This window comes from Flavobacterium aquiphilum, assembly GCF_027111335.1.
GTDB lineage: Bacteria > Bacteroidota > Bacteroidia > Flavobacteriales > Flavobacteriaceae > Flavobacterium > Flavobacterium aquiphilum.
The window spans coordinates 3837445-3854405 of record NZ_CP114288.1 but is presented as its reverse complement, the minus strand read 5'-3'; the positions used below and the strand labels follow the sequence as shown (position 1 = coordinate 3854405).

Annotated in this window: 13 protein-coding genes; all 13 read right to left on the bottom strand. The window is 33.5% G+C overall.

Annotation, left to right across the window (positions count from 1 at the left end; translation table 11 throughout):
• Nucleotides 1–11 precede the first annotated feature (11 nt).
• The 13 genes from OZP12_RS15515 to OZP12_RS15455 all read right to left on the bottom strand — a co-directional run bounded on the left by OZP12_RS15515 (nucleotide 12) and on the right by OZP12_RS15455 (nucleotide 16960).
• Complete coding sequence (locus OZP12_RS15515; protein ID WP_281225944.1) at nucleotides 12–326, bottom strand: IS630 transposase-related protein; 315 nt, start codon at nucleotides 324–326, stop codon at nucleotides 12–14.
• A 54-nt stretch (nucleotides 327–380) separates the two neighbouring features.
• Nucleotides 381–2318, bottom strand: a complete 1938-nt coding sequence (locus OZP12_RS15510) for a hypothetical protein (protein WP_281225943.1) — start codon at nucleotides 2316–2318, stop codon at nucleotides 381–383.
• Nucleotides 2319–2853: 535 nt separating this feature from the next.
• On the bottom strand, nucleotides 2854–4893 hold the full coding sequence (locus OZP12_RS15505; RefSeq protein WP_281225942.1) for a hypothetical protein: 2040 nt from the start codon (nucleotides 4891–4893) through the stop codon (nucleotides 2854–2856).
• 736 nt (nucleotides 4894–5629) lie between these two features.
• Nucleotides 5630–8542 carry a beta strand repeat-containing protein gene (locus OZP12_RS15500; protein ID WP_281225941.1) on the bottom strand — a complete coding sequence of 971 codons (2913 nt, stop codon included), beginning with the start codon at nucleotides 8540–8542 and terminating at the stop codon, nucleotides 5630–5632.
• Between the two features lie 432 nt (nucleotides 8543–8974).
• A complete protein-coding gene (locus OZP12_RS15495) occupies nucleotides 8975–9511 on the bottom strand; it encodes a phage tail protein (protein WP_281225940.1) in 537 nt (178 codons plus the stop codon).
• 4 nt (nucleotides 9512–9515) lie between these two features.
• On the bottom strand, nucleotides 9516–10076 hold the full coding sequence (locus tag OZP12_RS15490) for a hypothetical protein (RefSeq protein ID WP_281225939.1): 561 nt from the start codon (nucleotides 10074–10076) through the stop codon (nucleotides 9516–9518).
• Nucleotides 10077–10685: 609 nt separating this feature from the next.
• A complete protein-coding gene (locus OZP12_RS15485) occupies nucleotides 10686–11399 on the bottom strand; it encodes a leucine-rich repeat protein (protein ID WP_281225938.1) in 714 nt (237 codons plus the stop codon).
• The gene (locus OZP12_RS15480; RefSeq protein WP_281225937.1) at nucleotides 11399–12154 is read right to left on the bottom strand and encodes a signal recognition particle receptor subunit alpha; all 756 of its coding nucleotides are present in this window, start codon (nucleotides 12152–12154) and stop codon (nucleotides 11399–11401) included. Before OZP12_RS15480 ends, OZP12_RS15485 begins: the two co-directional genes overlap by 1 nt.
• A gap of 211 nt (nucleotides 12155–12365) precedes the next feature.
• On the bottom strand, nucleotides 12366–13241 hold the full coding sequence (locus tag OZP12_RS15475; protein WP_281225936.1) for a DUF5977 domain-containing protein: 876 nt from the start codon (nucleotides 13239–13241) through the stop codon (nucleotides 12366–12368).
• A gap of 12 nt (nucleotides 13242–13253) precedes the next feature.
• Nucleotides 13254–14051 (bottom strand): DUF5977 domain-containing protein, encoded by a 798-nt coding sequence (locus OZP12_RS15470; protein WP_281225935.1) that lies wholly within the window; start codon nucleotides 14049–14051, stop codon nucleotides 13254–13256.
• A 118-nt stretch (nucleotides 14052–14169) separates the two neighbouring features.
• A complete protein-coding gene (locus OZP12_RS15465) occupies nucleotides 14170–14511 on the bottom strand; it encodes a hypothetical protein (protein ID WP_281225934.1) in 342 nt (113 codons plus the stop codon).
• Nucleotides 14512–14515: 4 nt separating this feature from the next.
• Nucleotides 14516–14788: a hypothetical protein gene (locus OZP12_RS15460; protein WP_281225933.1), complete on the bottom strand. Its 273-nt coding sequence runs from the start codon at nucleotides 14786–14788 to the stop codon at nucleotides 14516–14518.
• Between the two features lie 54 nt (nucleotides 14789–14842).
• The gene (locus OZP12_RS15455; protein WP_281225932.1) at nucleotides 14843–16960 is read right to left on the bottom strand and encodes a BspA family leucine-rich repeat surface protein; all 2118 of its coding nucleotides are present in this window, start codon (nucleotides 16958–16960) and stop codon (nucleotides 14843–14845) included.
• Nucleotide 16961 lies beyond the last annotated feature (1 nt).

The window sequence follows — 16961 nt, the reverse complement described above, 5'->3', positions numbered from 1 at the left end:
ACAGTTTCGGATTATTTTTCATTTTTTACACTATAAGCAGTTTGCGCCTCTTTTATACTCATCCTTCCTTGCTCTATGGCTGTTACAACAGTACGCTTTTGCAGGTTAGTATAGCTTTTTCGTTTAACGTTTTGATGATAGTTCATAGAGCCATATTTACGCATCCAATTATAAAGGCAACTTTTGCCTAATTCGTAAATACGGTTAGCTTCCTTGCGGGGATGACCAGCTCCAACTTTCTTTACCACTTTTAAAATCAACATTTGGTCATAATGACTTTGCTTACGCTCGCGGATAGCATAAACTTCCTGTTCTTTGTGTCTCATACACTCTTGAATTGTGTGTAGCTATTTTAGGACAAGACATATGCTTATTTAAGATTAAGAGTATACACGTATTTCAATAGAGGCATTACTTAAAGAGTTATCCATGAGACCAGAGGAATTAGATACAATAATATCTCCAGAAGTAAAACTACTTATATTGGCATTAAATGCCATACCAAAACTTCCTGCCAGACTCTTAGTGGTAAATATAATAGTCTTATTAGTTGTAAAAATATTCGCAGAACTAGTAAAAGTATAAAATCCTGTGGATGTATAGCTCCAAGAAATTGTAACACCTAGCGTATTCTCTAATACAATGGCTGTTGGCGCAGAAGTACCTGTTTGAGTTAACAGAGCGGTGTAAACCTTATAAGGTCTAACTGAAGCATCTAATTGAGATTTAACAACAACTTGGTTAAAAGTTGTTGCCGGAGAGGCTGAAATTGTCCCATTTACTTGTAATTTATCTACTCCGTTATCAACTATTGACCCTAGAGAAATTCTTCCTGATGAAAAAACATTGAAATACCTATTACTAGCGTCTGATATTTCAAATATACCAGTAGGAGTTAAAGCGGATAAATAACCAGCAGTAGTGAATTGTGTTGTTATAGAAGAGAAAGATAATCTAGAAAAACCATTTCCTTGATAAGAAGTAAGAAAAGCTTTATCGACAGCATTGCCTATTTGAAAAAACTGGGTTGAGACATTATCAGCATGAGCATTAGCTCTAACAGCTCTAAATGCAATATCATTATTACCTGTCATCAGTACCAAATCGTTACCATTAGATGTTGCTTTAATTGCACCATTTACATATAATCCTAAATTAGTTACACCTGTAAAAGCACCTTGATTATAAGTAGGATTAATTCTTATAGCAGTTAAAACATCATTATTTGCAGCAGCTGTTAGAGTAGGACTAATATTCATTCCTCTTGCTTCACCTCCAGAGGCAGTGACTGATGGATTAGATGTAAATATACCTAGTTGGTCAAATTTAGCTGTTGTTGAACTATTTTTTTGAAATCTTAATAAATCACCAGTAGAACCTGTAGCACTATTAAGATAAAAAGCTATGCCCGTAGATTGATTATCTAAAGAGTAACCACTACCAGTTGATCCATTATTTACATATACTCCATTACCAGCACCATTATTAGCGGTTACTATTCCCGCTCCAGTAGAACCATTAGTAACTAATAATCCTCTTCCTCCAGCAGTATTGGATATACTTACAACTTGAGTAGCGGCAGCACCAGAATTAACTATGGCAATTCCAGTTGTACTTGTACTACCAGTATTAGTAGTACGTAACATACCTTCTGAATCAATTCTTAAATTTGTTACTCCATTTTTCTTAAATTCTATTGAGTTACCAGTAGAGCCAGTTAAAGAATTTATTGAATAAGCTGCTCCAGTACTTGAATTTTCAGTAGAATATCCAATGCCCCCTGCAGAATTAGCTAAATATTGACCAATTCCTGTAGTACTATTTACTGTTACTTGACCTGAGCCAGTACCAGTATTAGTTAATTGAAATCCTCTACCTGTATTAGTATTATTTATTGATAAACTAGTTGCATTTCCTGCTGTACCATTATTAGTTAATGATAATCCATTTACACTAGTAGCTCCCGTATTAGTAGAGGATTTAATTCCTGTCCAAGATTCATTGTCTGTTTTATGTAAAACATTTGCATCTAGAGCCTTACTGTTTAATTGAGTTTGAATATTAGTTGTAGCGTCAACTAACTTCTGAATGGTGTTTAAATTAGCATTATCTGAAGTAAGTAATGCATTGATATTATCAACTAAATCCTTTAGTACTTTACCCTGTCTGGCATCTAATGCATTTCCTGGCAGGGTGCAATCAAGAGTATTGTTAATATCAACAAACTCTAATTCTCCATCACTGTTTGTGATTAAGATTTTATTGGCCTCATTTATTTCTAAATCGGCTACCCTTATTCTATTATGATTTATGCTCATTTTTATATTTTTAATAATTAAAATTTATTCTTTAGTTCATTTGCAAAAAAAGTAGAAATATTAAGAACCCAAATCCAGGATTAAAAACTGAAAAGTCTTTTGAAATTTTCTAATGCTGAATTTGAAAAAGATTATCATGAAAGGTTTTAATGGAATTCTACTTTCAGTTCTTATGGATTTGGATTAAGATTTTGGTTTCCTTTGTTTTAAAACAGGTATAATATAATCAGGATCTGTAATTATTTTGATTTTTTTATTCTGGCTGAATTCCCGTTATCAATAAAGCATAGCTTTAGTTTGGCAAAAGATTTATATTCAGTATTTTTAATAGTCATTCATTTGGGTTAACTTTTTATTGCTCCAAAAGACAGTTTGAGAGTAATAGGCGTCTTTAAGATTGTTTATATCCTAATAATTATAAGATATTTATCGCCATCAAATTGAGTATTATCTTCTAGGCGGACTTCAATTTTAATTATCCTTAATTTTTCGTTTCTGTTACTATATTATTGAAAATTTAGTTTATATCATTATTTTATGGTTTTTGAAATAGAGTTCTATTTCCTGTAACTTTATAGTATGCCCCTGAAGGAAGGTTTGAATCAGCATCAGCATCAGCGTCGTTAGCATAAATAGGAGGTGTCAGGTAAATAAAAAAACCATTTTCATCAAAATAAGCTCTCAGTGTTTCGAGTTGCATACTTGTTCCAGAAATTGTTTTTTGACCAGTGTATATTTCATACCTACTTTTTCCAGTGCCTTTCCCCGTGCCAGATTTAAGCTTAAGAGTTCCACCATCCAAATTAGAGATACCTAAAACATCATTGTTTTGCATAGTTATACTACTAGTTCCTACATACTTGTATTGGTAAATATTATTTCCATTTGCAGAAAAGAAAGCATATCCTATTGCCCCACCAATGATTGAAGTAGAAAAAGATGAACCATTATTAGTTGATATATAAAAATTTGGGAGCGTTGCACCATAAACATTAGCTGTATAAATGGTTCCATTTGCCAATACACAGACAGTACCTAGACTTGAATTGCTAAAGATAGTAGTCCATGGTCCAGTTCCCCCAGTCTGTTTTACCAACCCCACAGACCATAGTGAAGCATAAACATCTCCATTGGGAGCACACGAAATATCATTGTATCGTCCAAGAGTACTACTTACAGGCACAAAGTCTCCAGAGTTACTAACCCTCTTATAAATATATTCACTTGAGACCGCCCCATTATCAGAATATGAACATACAGCATATAAATCACCGCTCTGGTGGAATGACATAGAATAATAATTTCTGTTAGTAATGCCACTTTCCAGCACAAATGCTCCAGTACTTCCCGTTTGTTTATATAAGCCATTTGAAGTAGCAATATATATATCTCCTGAATTATTTATTGCTACTGAATTTATATTATATACTGAATTATAGTATAATACAAAATCACCAGTTCCATTGGTTTGTTTATACAAAGAAGTCCCAGAAGGAATATATTTATTTTTATTAGTGTCAGCACATCCTTTTCTCCAATTTCTTGGGGCTTGGTTAATGTCTATAAAGTTTGAGCTTAATTGATAATTTATTGTCTTACCAGCAGAAATACTCAAATCTCTCCCCTTAGTTAAACTGTCAGATTCTTCTATAGCTATTTCTCTATTTTGTTGATTCCCCAGTGTAATGTCCTTTGTAGGTGTATTTACAGTTCCAATACCAAAACAAGTACCATTATCAAATAATCTACTTAATGTTCCGGTTGTTGCAGTTCCAAATTTTACTAAGAAATTTACAGTTCCATTTAACTGAGCCACAATATCAGAAGTCATTGCCACTGTTCCTGATTTATCAGGCCACGTCCAAGTTCTTGAAGCTGTTACAGCACTAGCAAAGAATGAAGTAAAAGTATTTGCTGTGTTTCTAAGTCCAAACATTCCTGCTCTAAATGTCTTTAAAGCTGTTACCTCTTGGGCTGTATTGGTTGTCATATCTGGAGTCGTAATATTCCCAGTTCCAATTAGATTATTACCGTTAACCGTTTTTATATTTGCAGCCTGCACGAATTTAGCAACCGCCCAATCATATAACTGCTTTACACTGGAATATTTTGAAGTCGAAGTTTTATCCGTCTCTATGTCTTGGGATTTGTTTGAAACGTCTTCTTTTCCTCCAGCAGTGGTCACCAAAGTATCATACAAACCTTTTAAGCTTTTTCCCATTTCAGCCGTCAACGCCTTGGTGTTTCCTCCCGTAGTCAGATCATTTACTAAGATGGAATTAAGAGAATTTTGAATGGATTCAATTGCATTGGCTAATTCTTGAATTGTATTTAAATTAATATTATCAGAGGCTAGTAAAACATTAATAGTATCAATTAAATCTTTTAATATTTTTCCTTGTCTAGCGTCTAATGCTTTTCCCTCTGCTGTATAATCAAGCGCATTATAGCTTTCTGTTTTTATATTATTAATATCACTAAATTCTAATTCTCCATTATCATTAGTGGTCAAGATTTTGTTAGGCTGATTTTTTTCTAAATCAGCGACTTTTATTCTGTTGTGATCGATATTCATTTTTATATTTTTTTATTTTAGTGCATGACAAAAGAGCTAAGCAAACAGATATTCAGAAGTTTAGTTTCTGATAGAAGGAATTTAGACAAATAATCTGTTCCTATTTAAACAGGCTGATAGATTTTCGTCCGTGTGTTTGTGTCGGAATCCCCTTGTTTGTTGAGGATTTTGAACATCAAAGGAAACACAACATTTTTAGAACTCACTCAGAGCATCAAAATATTGATGTTTTCTAGCTTAATTTCCAGTTGGTTCTGTCTAATATCAATGCTAGGTTTTCTTTAATTGGTAAGGTATTGAAAATTAAATTAGAGATAATCTCCATCGGAAAGTCAAAATCTTTCATGAAGTGCTGAATCCTTCAATACAGACTATTTTACTGGCTTTTGTGCCAAATGCCGAAGCAAGTCGGTCATAATTGATTGTCTTTATTTTGCATAAAGCCATTATGAACAAACAAATGACCCTAGCGAGATTAATATCTCCTTTAAAATGCCTTTGTAATACTGAAATCCGCTCAGTATTTTTGTGGATTAGACCGATATTCTTTATTAAGAAAATTATCTGTAAAAAAATTTTTAATGGAGAACATCGTCTTTTTTTAACAAATGAATAAACAGCTAATTTATTGGTTTTAAGTTAGAAACATTTATTTTAAAATAAAGAATCCATAGAAAAAATGAGAAGCTTTATCTTGTCTTATTTGAGGTTATCTATTTATATTTATTTTTAATTATTAATGAGAAACCCATGCAGTTCCATTATAAAATACTGGGCATTTCACAGAACCTCCTCCTGTTAAAGTTCCTAAATATGTTGGAGAAGTAGCATCAGTTACGTAAGCTGTGTCTCCCTGAGTACCTACTGGTAAAGTTGCAACTGTGTATTGTTTTAGTTTTACAATCCCAGTAACTGAAGTTGCTGTTACATTACCAAGTTTATCTAAGGTGAAATTAGTAACATTATTATTTTTCCCTATGATGTGATTACCTGTAGAGCCTGCAAAACAATCAAAAATAGCTCCTACTGTTGTTCCTCCATCCGAAAAATAAATACTAGGCTTCGCGGTAGTTGTAAACATCTCAAAAACTCCATTAGCTGTATTAAATGTAGCTTGAAAACCTGTACCACTACTAAATCCGCTATAAGCAGTACTAAAAGTTTTTGCTCCTAATATATTCTGGGTACCACTTAATGTAACTACATTGCTTGTAATTGCATTTGTGACAAAAGCAGTTGTAGCAATTTGTGTCGTGTTTGTACCCACCGATGCGGTTGGTGCTGTAGGAGTTCCAGTAAATGTAGGACTTATAGAAGTAACAAAAGAATTTGAAGGAACTTTTTCTACAACTCCTGTTGAACTATTACGAGTAAGGAAATCATAGTTACTAGCAGATGTAGTTGGAGTAGTTTGTAAAGTAGTATTACCGTTAAGATTTGTAGTACCTTGTACATCTAATCTATAACCGTTATCAGTAAATGTACCTCCATTTTGTATTATTATATTACCGTTACTATTATTTATTCTAAATACTTCGCTTGTTAAATCACTTTTGAACATTGATAAATATCCTTGTCCAGCAGTAGTACTACTAGCAACATAAGATAGTAACCCCCAATCTGACATCGTACCTCCAGTAAGACCTCTAAAATGAACTCCTCCTAAATGATACCCTGCTGAAATATCAGTGGTAATAGTAGCTCCTGTTCTATCAAAAAGATATTTTGGTGATTGAATCGCGAGAGAACTATTTCTTTTTATAAGAGCTAATGCATTAGAACCCTCAATATTAAATTGGTATGGAGTAGTAGGAGCTACACCTGTATTACTTATTAAAACATTATTATTGAACTTTGATGTACCCTCTACTTCTAGTTTATAACCATTATCTGTACCAGTAGAACCGATATTCACATTACCATTTCTGAAAATAGATAATAATGGATTACTATTATTAAATTCAAATGCTTTACCAGCAGTTGTTAAGGGTTGTAATATATCACTACCAGTTTCATAACTAGTTCTAAATACCATATCAGCACCAGCAGTTCTAGTAACATCAGCATTTTGAATAGCTACTTGAAAAAATCCTGTTGTAGTAGTACTATTAGTTCTTGATGCAATCATAGGATCAGTTCCATTACTTCTTGCACCTATTACTATTTCACTATTAGAAATAGAAGGGTAAGAAGTACCAGCAGATTGAATTTTTTTTCTAATAGTATTATTAGTTTGAATTTCTCCTCCAAAATAACTATTACCACTATTTACATATAATGCCCAAGGATTTGTTATAGTAACATTTGTACCAGCTATTGGTGCACCTGCAATATATAAGTTAGATGCATTAGTGTATGTAATACCAGTATTAGTAGCAGAAAACGTAGGTACACCAAAACCAGCAGCAGTGTATTGAGTAGTTGTTGAACTTGCAGCCGCTGTGTTATTAGTAATAGTTCTAGCTGCAATTTCTAAATTAACTCCTCCTGCATTATTTATAATACTACTATAATTCCCTTCTGTTGTAAGTCTCTGATTTGTTATAATTCTACCTGTAAATATAGATGAACCATTAACTTGTAATTTTTCAATTCCGTTATCTGTAGTAGTACCTATTAAAACATTACCTGTACTCTCAATACGCATTCTCTCTGTTCTAGTTGTACTACTAACAGATGTAGTTGCAAAATCTATCATAGTAGGTTGACTTGTAGGTGTAAATACACCATTACCCAACATTCTTATAGCAACAGTATTAGAACCAAGTGTCCCACCACTATATGAACCAGCACCAATCATACCACCAATTACTGCTGAAGTTGTAATACCACTTGGTGCTAATCTAGTACCAGTATATCGTCTAAATAATATTGCACCAAATCCCTGTGTATCATTATAATTGTTTAATGCAGCTGTATCTAATGCTTCAGCTGAAACATTAAACATTGTATCCATATTAGCACCACCAATTGATAGTTTACCATTTTGATCAAATCTAGATACTAAAATATTATTTTTTCTAAATTGTATTAAATCTCCAGTAGATGATGTTTGTGAATTTAAAATTACACCTACACCTGTAGATTGATTGTCAGAGAAATACCCTGTACCTGTAGATTGATTTTGAACATAGATTCCATTACCTCCAGACCCATTATTTACATACTGACCTTGACCTGTGCTACTATTTGTAATAAATACACCTCTACCTGTAGAAGTATTACTTATATTAATTACTTGAGTTCCTCCAGTACCACTATTAGTTAATGATAATCCATTTACACTAGTAGCTCCTGTATTAGTAGAGGATTTAATCCCTGTCCAAGATTCATTGTCTGTTTTATGTAAAACATTTGCATCTGAAGCCTTACTGTTTAATTGAGTTTGAATACTAGTTGTAGCATCAACTAACTCCTGAATAGTATTTAAATTAACATTATCAGATGTAAGTAATACATTGATATTATCGACTAAATCCTTTAGTACTTTACCCTGTCTGGCATCTAATACCTTTCCTGGCAGGGTGCAATCAAGAGTATTGTTAATATCAACAAACTCTAATTCTCCATCACTGTTTGTGATTAAGATTTTATTGGCCTCATTTTTTTCTAAATCGGCAACTTTTATTCTGTTATGATTAATGCTCATTTTTTATTTTTTAATTTGTATATACCTAAATTGCCTTTGGTAATATTATTCATCTTAATTTTTGATTGGTTAGTGTATATTTGTCCTTTCGAGAATTATTTAAATAGCAAAGCCACAGCATAGATGATTTAATGCTCTCCAACGTTGGCTTTGGTGCTAATTAATTAAGATGTGAGAGTTTTTTTTAATGTTGGAGGATTATTTTTTAAATTCCCGCCTCCTGGGAATTACTTCAGAAAACCTTTTATCGCCTCATCCGTCATTATACTTGCCTGACAATGCCCGCCTTTTTTAAGTGGTAAAGTCTATTGTATCTATTGTCCAGGAAACGATAAACCAATTCAATAACTTTTCAAGCGGCTTTTTACCGAAGCCGCTGTTCAAAAAAAAATAAAAAAAGCCGTCTCATAAATTTACGGCTTTCATAAGCAATTATTCCTGTACCGGTAATACACCATACAATGAAATAAAATAACTCATCGCTAGGTAAGGGTTTTGAATATCAACTGTTGAGTCTGATCCTGCGTTATTAATAGTACCAAAAATTTCAGTTTCTCCTGTATAGGTTCCAGTAGTTGGTCCATTGCCTGAATAAGTAGCGCTTCCAGAAACAGCTGGATAATTACCTTCGGCAGCTACTTCATCTGCATTAGCAGTAGATGCTTTTATTTTTACAACAACATTATTTAATGTATGTGTATGTTGCGGTAAATTATCTTCGGTTAAAGTTATCGAAGAACTCCCGCCAAAACTTCCTAAAGCCTTAGAAGCCGATTGATGCACAATTGATCTATCTCGAAGATCAGGTAATTTAAAATTAGTAGTTCCGTTACCGCCATAATTAATCCCGATAACCGAAAATAAGGCAGGATAATCTGCTGTTTTTAATGTTTGCCCTTCACATTTCATGAAGCCTTTAGGCGAAACATTTGTCGCTAGACAAATAATTTGAGATGCAAAAAAATCCATATAATTAATTTTTTATTGAGTTAAGTATCATAATTTTTCTATTAATGTTATAATCTGGCAATGCCATGACATAAGCTAAATCTAAGTAAGGTTTCGCAGGGTTTTGAAATTGCCCAGTTGCATTACTCCCCACAATGCTATCAACGAAATAAGTATTATAAACATAACTACCGGTTACGTCTAATTTTTTTAACTCCAATTGTTTTCCCATTTCAGCAGTTAATGCCTTAGTAATCCCGCCTGTTGTAATGTCATTTATCAAGATAGTAGAAAGCGAAGTCTCTACAGTTTTGATAGCATCCACAAGCTCCTGAACGGTGTCCAAATTTACATCGTCAGAAGTAAGCAAAGTGTTAATAGTATCAATCAAATCTTTTAATACTTTTCCTTGCCTAGCGTCTAATGCTTTTCCTTCTGCTATATAATCAAGCGCATTATAGTTTTCTGTTTTTATATTATTAATATCACTAAATTCTAATTCTCCGCTATCATTAGTGGTCAAAATTTGATTTGGCTGATTTTTTTCTAAATCGGCAACTTTTATTCTGTTGTGATTTGTGCTCATTTTTTATTTTTTAATAATTTAAATTTAGTCTTTAGCTCTTTTTGAAAAAAAGAAAATAATTAAATCCAAATCCAGTATTAAATTGAAAAGTTTTTTTTGAACTTTATAATACTGAATTTGAATTGATTATTATGAAAGGTTTTAATGGAATTCTACTTTCAGTTCTTATGGATTTGGATTAAGATTTTGGTTTTCTTTGTTTTAAAACAGGTGTAATATAATCTGGATCTGTAATTATTTTGAATTTTTTATTCTGGCTGAATTCCCGTTATCTATAAATTATAACTTTAGTTTGGCAAAAGATTTATATTTAGTATTTTATTTTCAATTAATTACAATTTGTACTTTTGAAGAGTTCAGTATAAGTTGGATATTAGGATGGTGTACATCGATGACTGTCATAGTTATACTGGCTTTTGAGATAATCATTTAGGCTGTTGATTTGATATCAGGAACGGAATATTTTTTTGTATTGATTATCAGACGAATGGCGTTTTTACAGCATAATCATTTACGTCATAAGACACGTCTTGAATATTAGTCGTCTATATATATCGTTTATCTCTATGGTAGCTTGTTTTACATCGTTTGGAGCATCGTAAATAATATTTATGGCATATAATTTATTGTTGCGCCTCTTGATGTGATTACATATTGTAAATCCCCATCTGCCGCTCCTGAGTTACAAGTCTGTAGGGCAACATTACAGTTAACAACCAACCCTATTTTTATGTTAAGAAAAAAAGAGTTATTTCCTGTTGTTTTTCCTAATGTGGTACATTTTGGTATATTAAAATAAGTTAATCCTGTGAGTCCTGACAGCGCATAGTTAGAATAAAACTTGGTTAGTAATGGAAAATCTAACTGTGTTATTTTATTGCAAGACTGAAATATTGTTATTCCATCATTAGTTGCTTCAGAATCAATTGAGTCAAGTTTAGGAGCAATTATATATTCCAAATTTATGCAGTTACCGAAAGCTGAAGGTCCAAATTTCAAAATGCCCTGCATGATTACATATTTTAAATTTGTGCATCCTCTAAAGGGATAATAACCATTACCCAAAAAATAACGAATTAATCCTGATCTGTCTTCAAAATAAGTCAATGCTGTAATATCCGTAAAACCAGAAGGGGTGCACACAGCAACAATACAACAACTAATATCCGACCCCGTTATAGAAAAATTATATATATTATTTATAGGCGTATTTAATTTTGATGCCAACAGTGCTTTCGTTGGATATAAATTCGCAACTCCGCCCAAAAATAAATTGGGGCTGTGTTTAGAACGTCCAAATATTGTATTTCTAAGTGTTGTCATTATGATCCGTAAATTGAAACCTTGTTAACATTTCCTTTTCTTTGTATAAATGTAAAAATGCTATTCTCAGGAATTGCGGCTCCTGTATAGCTACCATACCATGTTTTAGGAGCCGTAATTGCTGTATTAAGGGTGACAGTTGGGTCAACAATTCCATCAAACTTAAAACCATCACGCAGACCAGTTGCGGGAACCGTTTGTGTGGAGCTAGCGGTAAAGGTTACTATTTTGCCGTGCCAGGAATCTTGTATCAATCCAGAAGTATTCACAAATATTTGATTATCTATGTCCTGTTTCCCGCTTAAGTCTTGATCGCCCGTATTAGTGCCAGTTTGGTTACCTAATTTAGAAATTTCCGTTGCATTTATCAGCCTCTCCCCAGCAACTTTATCTACTTTATTGGTTTGTAAAAACTTACCCATTTCAGAAGTAAGCGCTTTGGTGGTTCCGCCCGTGGTCAGGTCATTAACCAATATTGTGCTAAGCGAAGTTTGAACTGTCTTAATTGCATCCACAAGCTCCTGAACTGTGTCCAAATTCACATCGTCAGAAATAAGTAAAGTATTCATAGTATCGACTAAATCCTTTAGCACTTTACCCTGTCTGGCATCTAATACTTTTCCTGGAACGGCGCAATCAAGACCATTGTTAATATCACCAAATTCTAATTCCCCATCACTGTTTGTGATTAAGATTTTATTGGCCTCATTTTTTTCTAAATCGGCGACTTTTATTCTGTTATGATTGGTATTCATTTTTTATTTTTAATTAATTACCATTTTTAGGACTTTTCTTTGAATACAATATGCAGGCAAATCCAAATTCTATTTTAATAAGACTTTTTGAAATAAAATGTATTGTCAAAATTTGATTGTCAATTTCAAAAAGAATTAAGTGTAGAATTTGGATTAAATACCTGCAAATTTTTAAAAGAACGAACTAATTTTTGTTCATTAAATCTCTGTTTTAGTTATCGTTATCCATTGCTTGTTTGTAATTATGAGTTAAAATTCCATTTGCGAAATAGGTATGAAACGGATTTAAAGTCATTGGATAGATGTTTCGTTTTTCTAAATTAATCACTACAGAAGTTACCGGAATAATTTCTTCATCTATTGTATATAAGTTGTCACCAACCAAAATATCCCCCAGAGGAATAAACCTCCAATAGCCATTTCGCTGAATTAACTGCAGGTGAGTAGGAGTCGCCTCAAACAAACCATTATTTACGATAATAGTTTTATCAGCGGTGTATTTTGTGATTTTTGTAATAGGTGAAGTAATTCTGTTTTCTGCCAAATAACCGCATGACCATTTATACAATTCATCTGCATTATTAGTGTCATTAAGTGTATAAATTTCAGCAGAAAGTAATAATTGATCTAGCGTAAGTTCTTCAATAGCCTTTCTCGTTCCATCTGGTAAAGTGATTAATGTACCTTCAACAAAACATCCTCCGACACCACCACCGCCAGTAGGAGGGATGTAAGTAATTTCGCAGGTGCCTGAATTATTTGCATAAGTCTGGACATTGGCTGCTAACCATGCATCGGCCTGAGCATTTGCATCGTCCTGACTTACAGTGGATAAAAATTGATTTGGATATGAAGTAAGTGTAACAGTGCTTCCGCTATATCCAGTTCCACAGTTGTTTTTTTTTGCACTTAGTTTTTTTTCTACACTATAATATCTTGTACTTGGTGCACACGTAGCAGTATCTAAAACTGGCGCAATATAATCTGGATCTGTGACAATATTTGGTTTTGTTTGCCCTGCAGAACTCCCATCATCTGTGTAATATAATTCGAGATTTGCAAAAGATTTATATCCTGTATTTCCCATACTTTTGTTTTTTTAATATTTAATTACGATTTGACCTGTAGAAGAATCTTTGGTGTAGGTAATGAACCCGAGATTGGTAACAGCTTCAATATTTTTGGATAGATTGGTACCCAGAATTGGTACTTTTTTAGAAAATTTTTTCTGATCTACCATTGTACCTCCAACATTGATAATGTCAAAGCCGGATTTTTCCATTGTACCACCGAGATAAGTCACGATTTCAACATCTATGTTTCCAGTTCCCAGTGTTCTGTACCATGATCCCGCCATTCTTACCTGAATAGTATTTAAAGTAGGGTAGTCAGCTGTTATTTTGCTAAAATTTACAAGACAGCTCTCCACGCCATTTGCCTGAGTATTATCGCCTGCCCACATGATGTAAGAGTTCGCAGCCTGAGCATTTTCCGGAATTTCGTTGTTAAATCCGTGACCCCATCCCATCCATTTGTTATCCAGAGGAGTTCCGGAGTTTACAATTCCTGTATAGGTATCAAAATCCTGCCCGGCTCCTAATGCCCATTTATAACGAATGATCATGTAGTTAAAAGGAGATAGCGTTACAGTAGGTTCAACAACACAGGTCGCATTAATTCCTCTCCAGGCCGTAATCCTGCACGTTCCTGCATTATTGGCATACGCCTGAACATTTGCTGCTAACCATGCTTCGGCTTTTGCATTGGCATCATCAACATTTATTGTCGATACAAACTGATTTGCATTTGCAGTAAGCGTTACGGAACTTCCTTTGACTCCGGCAGCACAATCATTTTTTGTTGCAGTCAATGACTTTGCAATGTTATAATATTCCATATTTTATTTAATAAATGATTATAGTTTGTCCTTTACCATTTCGAATGAAATAGTTTGAATGAAGAATATTGAGTAAAATTTTTAAAAAGAATTTTAAACTGCTTCGCCGGACATAAGTTTATTTTCTAGCGCTAAGGCTAAATTTTACGAATTGCAATGCCAATTCGTTAGAAGCTCCACCAAGAATAAATGCAAGCCAGATGTTTAGATTTGCCTGCAAAAACTGACTGGTAAATCTGAAGAAGATAAGCGAAATGAAAAATCCGATGGTAAGATTGACAAGATTGTCCTGAAGTAAAAACGACCAGGACCAACGATATGGAGTATCTGTATTATACTTGTAATTGAATTTCGCCCGAATTATCACAGCAATAAAAGCTCCGATAAAAGCTAAAAGGAACCACGTTAAAAAAACTAACAAATTGGTGGCTCCTGATAGCTGTTCTAAAACTGTTTTCAAGAATTTATTCTGCTTCCTGTTTTACAATTTCTCCGGTTTCGATGTTCACACGAATATCTCCGTATTCGTCTTTGATTACTTTTTCGAGCTCATTAAAATTTTGCTGCTGAACCGCAATCTGACTCAAAATATCGGCTTTTTGAAATTCATACTGAATAGATAATTCTCCCAGCGATAATCTGGCTTTATCCATAAAAACATTAAAGTCCTGTAATTTCTTTAATTGTTCTGCGTTGATTGTTTTAATTTCTTCTTTATTAATTGTTACGTTTTCCATTTTCTGTTTTTTAATTGTTTTTAATTTAATTTTTTAGTTTTTTTATAGGGATTATTATGTAGTTACTCCACCGTCACTAATTACCCAATTGTTTGGTGCTCCTGTAAGAATAGCCTTGGCAGCCGTACTTGCTGATGTGTATTTTGCATACCAAAAAGAAATAGTTATCGAAGGTTTTACAGGTCTTGAGCTCCAACCATTATATATAGCATCTAAATTTGATGCTGAAAAAGTAGAAGATGATTTTTCATTCATGAAAGATGAAAAATTAGCTACATTACTAATGTTCCAATTTCCTATGTTTTGGTTGAATGCTGTAGCCCTATTAAACATACCACTCATATTTGTCACATTTGAAGTATTCCAATTTCCTATGTTTTGATTGAATGTCACAGCATCACCAAACATACCACTCATATTTGTCACAGCTGATACATTCCACAAACCAATGTTTTGGTTGAATGCACTAGCGCCACTAAACATACTACCCATATCAGTTACAGCTGAAGTATTCCAAGAGCCAATGTTTTGGTTAAATGCTGTAGCTGAAGCAAACATAGTGCTCATACTTGTTACTTTCGAAGTATTCCAAGAACCAATGTTTTGGTTGAATGCTGTAGCCCTATTAAACATAACACTCATATTTGTCACATTCGAAGTATCCCAATTGTTTATGTCAGGACTCTCGCCATTGTTGAAGCTTTTAGCTTTCCAAAACATGTACTGCATATTTATTACCTTCGATACATTCCAAGCGCCTAAGTTTTGGTTGAATTTAGGTGCTGAAACAAACATATTGGACATATTGGTCACGTTCGAAGTATTCCAGGAGCCAATCGGTTGGTTAAATCCAGAAACAGAATTATCAGCAGAAGCAAACATTGAATACATAGCTGTTACGGCAGAAGTGTCCCAATTATTAATACTTGGACTTCCTCCATTATTAAATGCAGGAGAATAACCAAACATTTGTCCCATATTTGTAACTTTGGATACAGACCAACTTCCTAAATCTTGATTAAATACAGTAGCTTGAGAAAACATAGCTTCCATATTTGTCACATTTGAAGTATTCCAAGAGCCAATGTTTTGGTTGAATGCACTAGCGAGATAAAACATCATACGCATATTTGTCACGTTTGAAGTATTCCAAGAGCCAATGTTTTGGTTGAATGCAGTAGCTGAATAAAACAAACTACCCATGCTTGTCACAGAAGATGTGTTCCAGTTGTTTAGAGGTTGATTGAATGCAGCAGCTGAAGAAAACATATTATCCATACGTGTCACAAGCGAAGTATTCCAAGAACTAATATCTTGATTAAATACTGTTGCAGAAGCAAACATTGTATTCATATCTTTTACAGCCGAAGTATTCCAAGAGCCGATGTTTTGGTTGAAAACTGAAGCTCTGTAAAACATACCACTCATATCTGTCACATTCGAAGTATTCCAAGGGTCAATGTTTTGGTTGAATGTAGAAGCGCCATTAAACATACTGCTCATATTTTTCACATTAGAAGTATTCCAAGAGCCAATATTTTGATTGAATGCACTAGCGCCAGCAAACATGCTGCCCATATTTGTCACATTCGAAGTATCCCAAGGGCTAATGTTTTGGTTGAATAGAGGTGCATTAGAAAACATACAAAACATATTTATCACTGCAGAAGTATTCCATTCTTCAATTTTATTAACTGTTGTCAGTAATGTACATGAAGAAAAACAATATGCCAATGAAGTAGTTCCAGTTAAATCTAATATGTCTGATACTCCAGATAAATCTAAATTTTTACACCCATAAAAATAGAAACCTTCATTAGTTCCAAGTTTTAAATTCCCCCAAGAGCTTATCGATAATATTTTTAATCTATCACCTGTAGAGGAATTGGCAAAACACCATCCCTTACAAGTTCCTGTAATTGTAATAGTATAAGTTCCTGATGTGGCATAAGTATGTAAGGTCTGTGCTTGGTTATATGAGGTTATATAATTTGTTGAACCATCACCCCAGTCTATGTTAAAAGCATAAGCACCAGAGCTAATCAATGGCAATTTCACTTGTGAAGCAGTACTAGATCCCGAAGAAATATTATCAGTTTTCCAAGTAGAAACAAATGGCAGAGCAGGAGTAGCTTTGCTTAGTCCATATTCATAAAATAATAATGGATTCATA

Excerpts from the sequence above, each read along its gene's own strand:
- OZP12_RS15515 (WP_281225944.1), bottom strand. The coding sequence starts at position 326 with ATGAGACACAAAGAACAGGAAGTTTATGCTATCCGCGAGCGTAAGCAA.
- OZP12_RS15510 (WP_281225943.1), bottom strand. The coding sequence starts at position 2,318 with ATGAGCATAAATCATAATAGAATAAGGGTAGCCGATTTAGAAATAAAT.
- OZP12_RS15505 (WP_281225942.1), bottom strand. The coding sequence starts at position 4,893 with ATGAATATCGATCACAACAGAATAAAAGTCGCTGATTTAGAAAAAAAT.
- OZP12_RS15500 (WP_281225941.1), bottom strand. The coding sequence starts at position 8,542 with ATGAGCATTAATCATAACAGAATAAAAGTTGCCGATTTAGAAAAAAAT.
- OZP12_RS15495 (WP_281225940.1), bottom strand. The coding sequence starts at position 9,511 with ATGGATTTTTTTGCATCTCAAATTATTTGTCTAGCGACAAATGTTTCG.
- OZP12_RS15490 (WP_281225939.1), bottom strand. The coding sequence starts at position 10,076 with ATGAGCACAAATCACAACAGAATAAAAGTTGCCGATTTAGAAAAAAAT.
- OZP12_RS15485 (WP_281225938.1), bottom strand. The coding sequence starts at position 11,399 with ATGACAACACTTAGAAATACAATATTTGGACGTTCTAAACACAGCCCC.
- OZP12_RS15480 (WP_281225937.1), bottom strand. The coding sequence starts at position 12,154 with ATGAATACCAATCATAACAGAATAAAAGTCGCCGATTTAGAAAAAAAT.
- OZP12_RS15475 (WP_281225936.1), bottom strand. The coding sequence starts at position 13,241 with ATGGGAAATACAGGATATAAATCTTTTGCAAATCTCGAATTATATTAC.
- OZP12_RS15470 (WP_281225935.1), bottom strand. The coding sequence starts at position 14,051 with ATGGAATATTATAACATTGCAAAGTCATTGACTGCAACAAAAAATGAT.
- OZP12_RS15460 (WP_281225933.1), bottom strand. The coding sequence starts at position 14,788 with ATGGAAAACGTAACAATTAATAAAGAAGAAATTAAAACAATCAACGCA.
- OZP12_RS15455 (WP_281225932.1), bottom strand. The coding sequence starts at position 16,960 with ATGAATCCATTATTATTTTATGAATATGGACTAAGCAAAGCTACTCCT.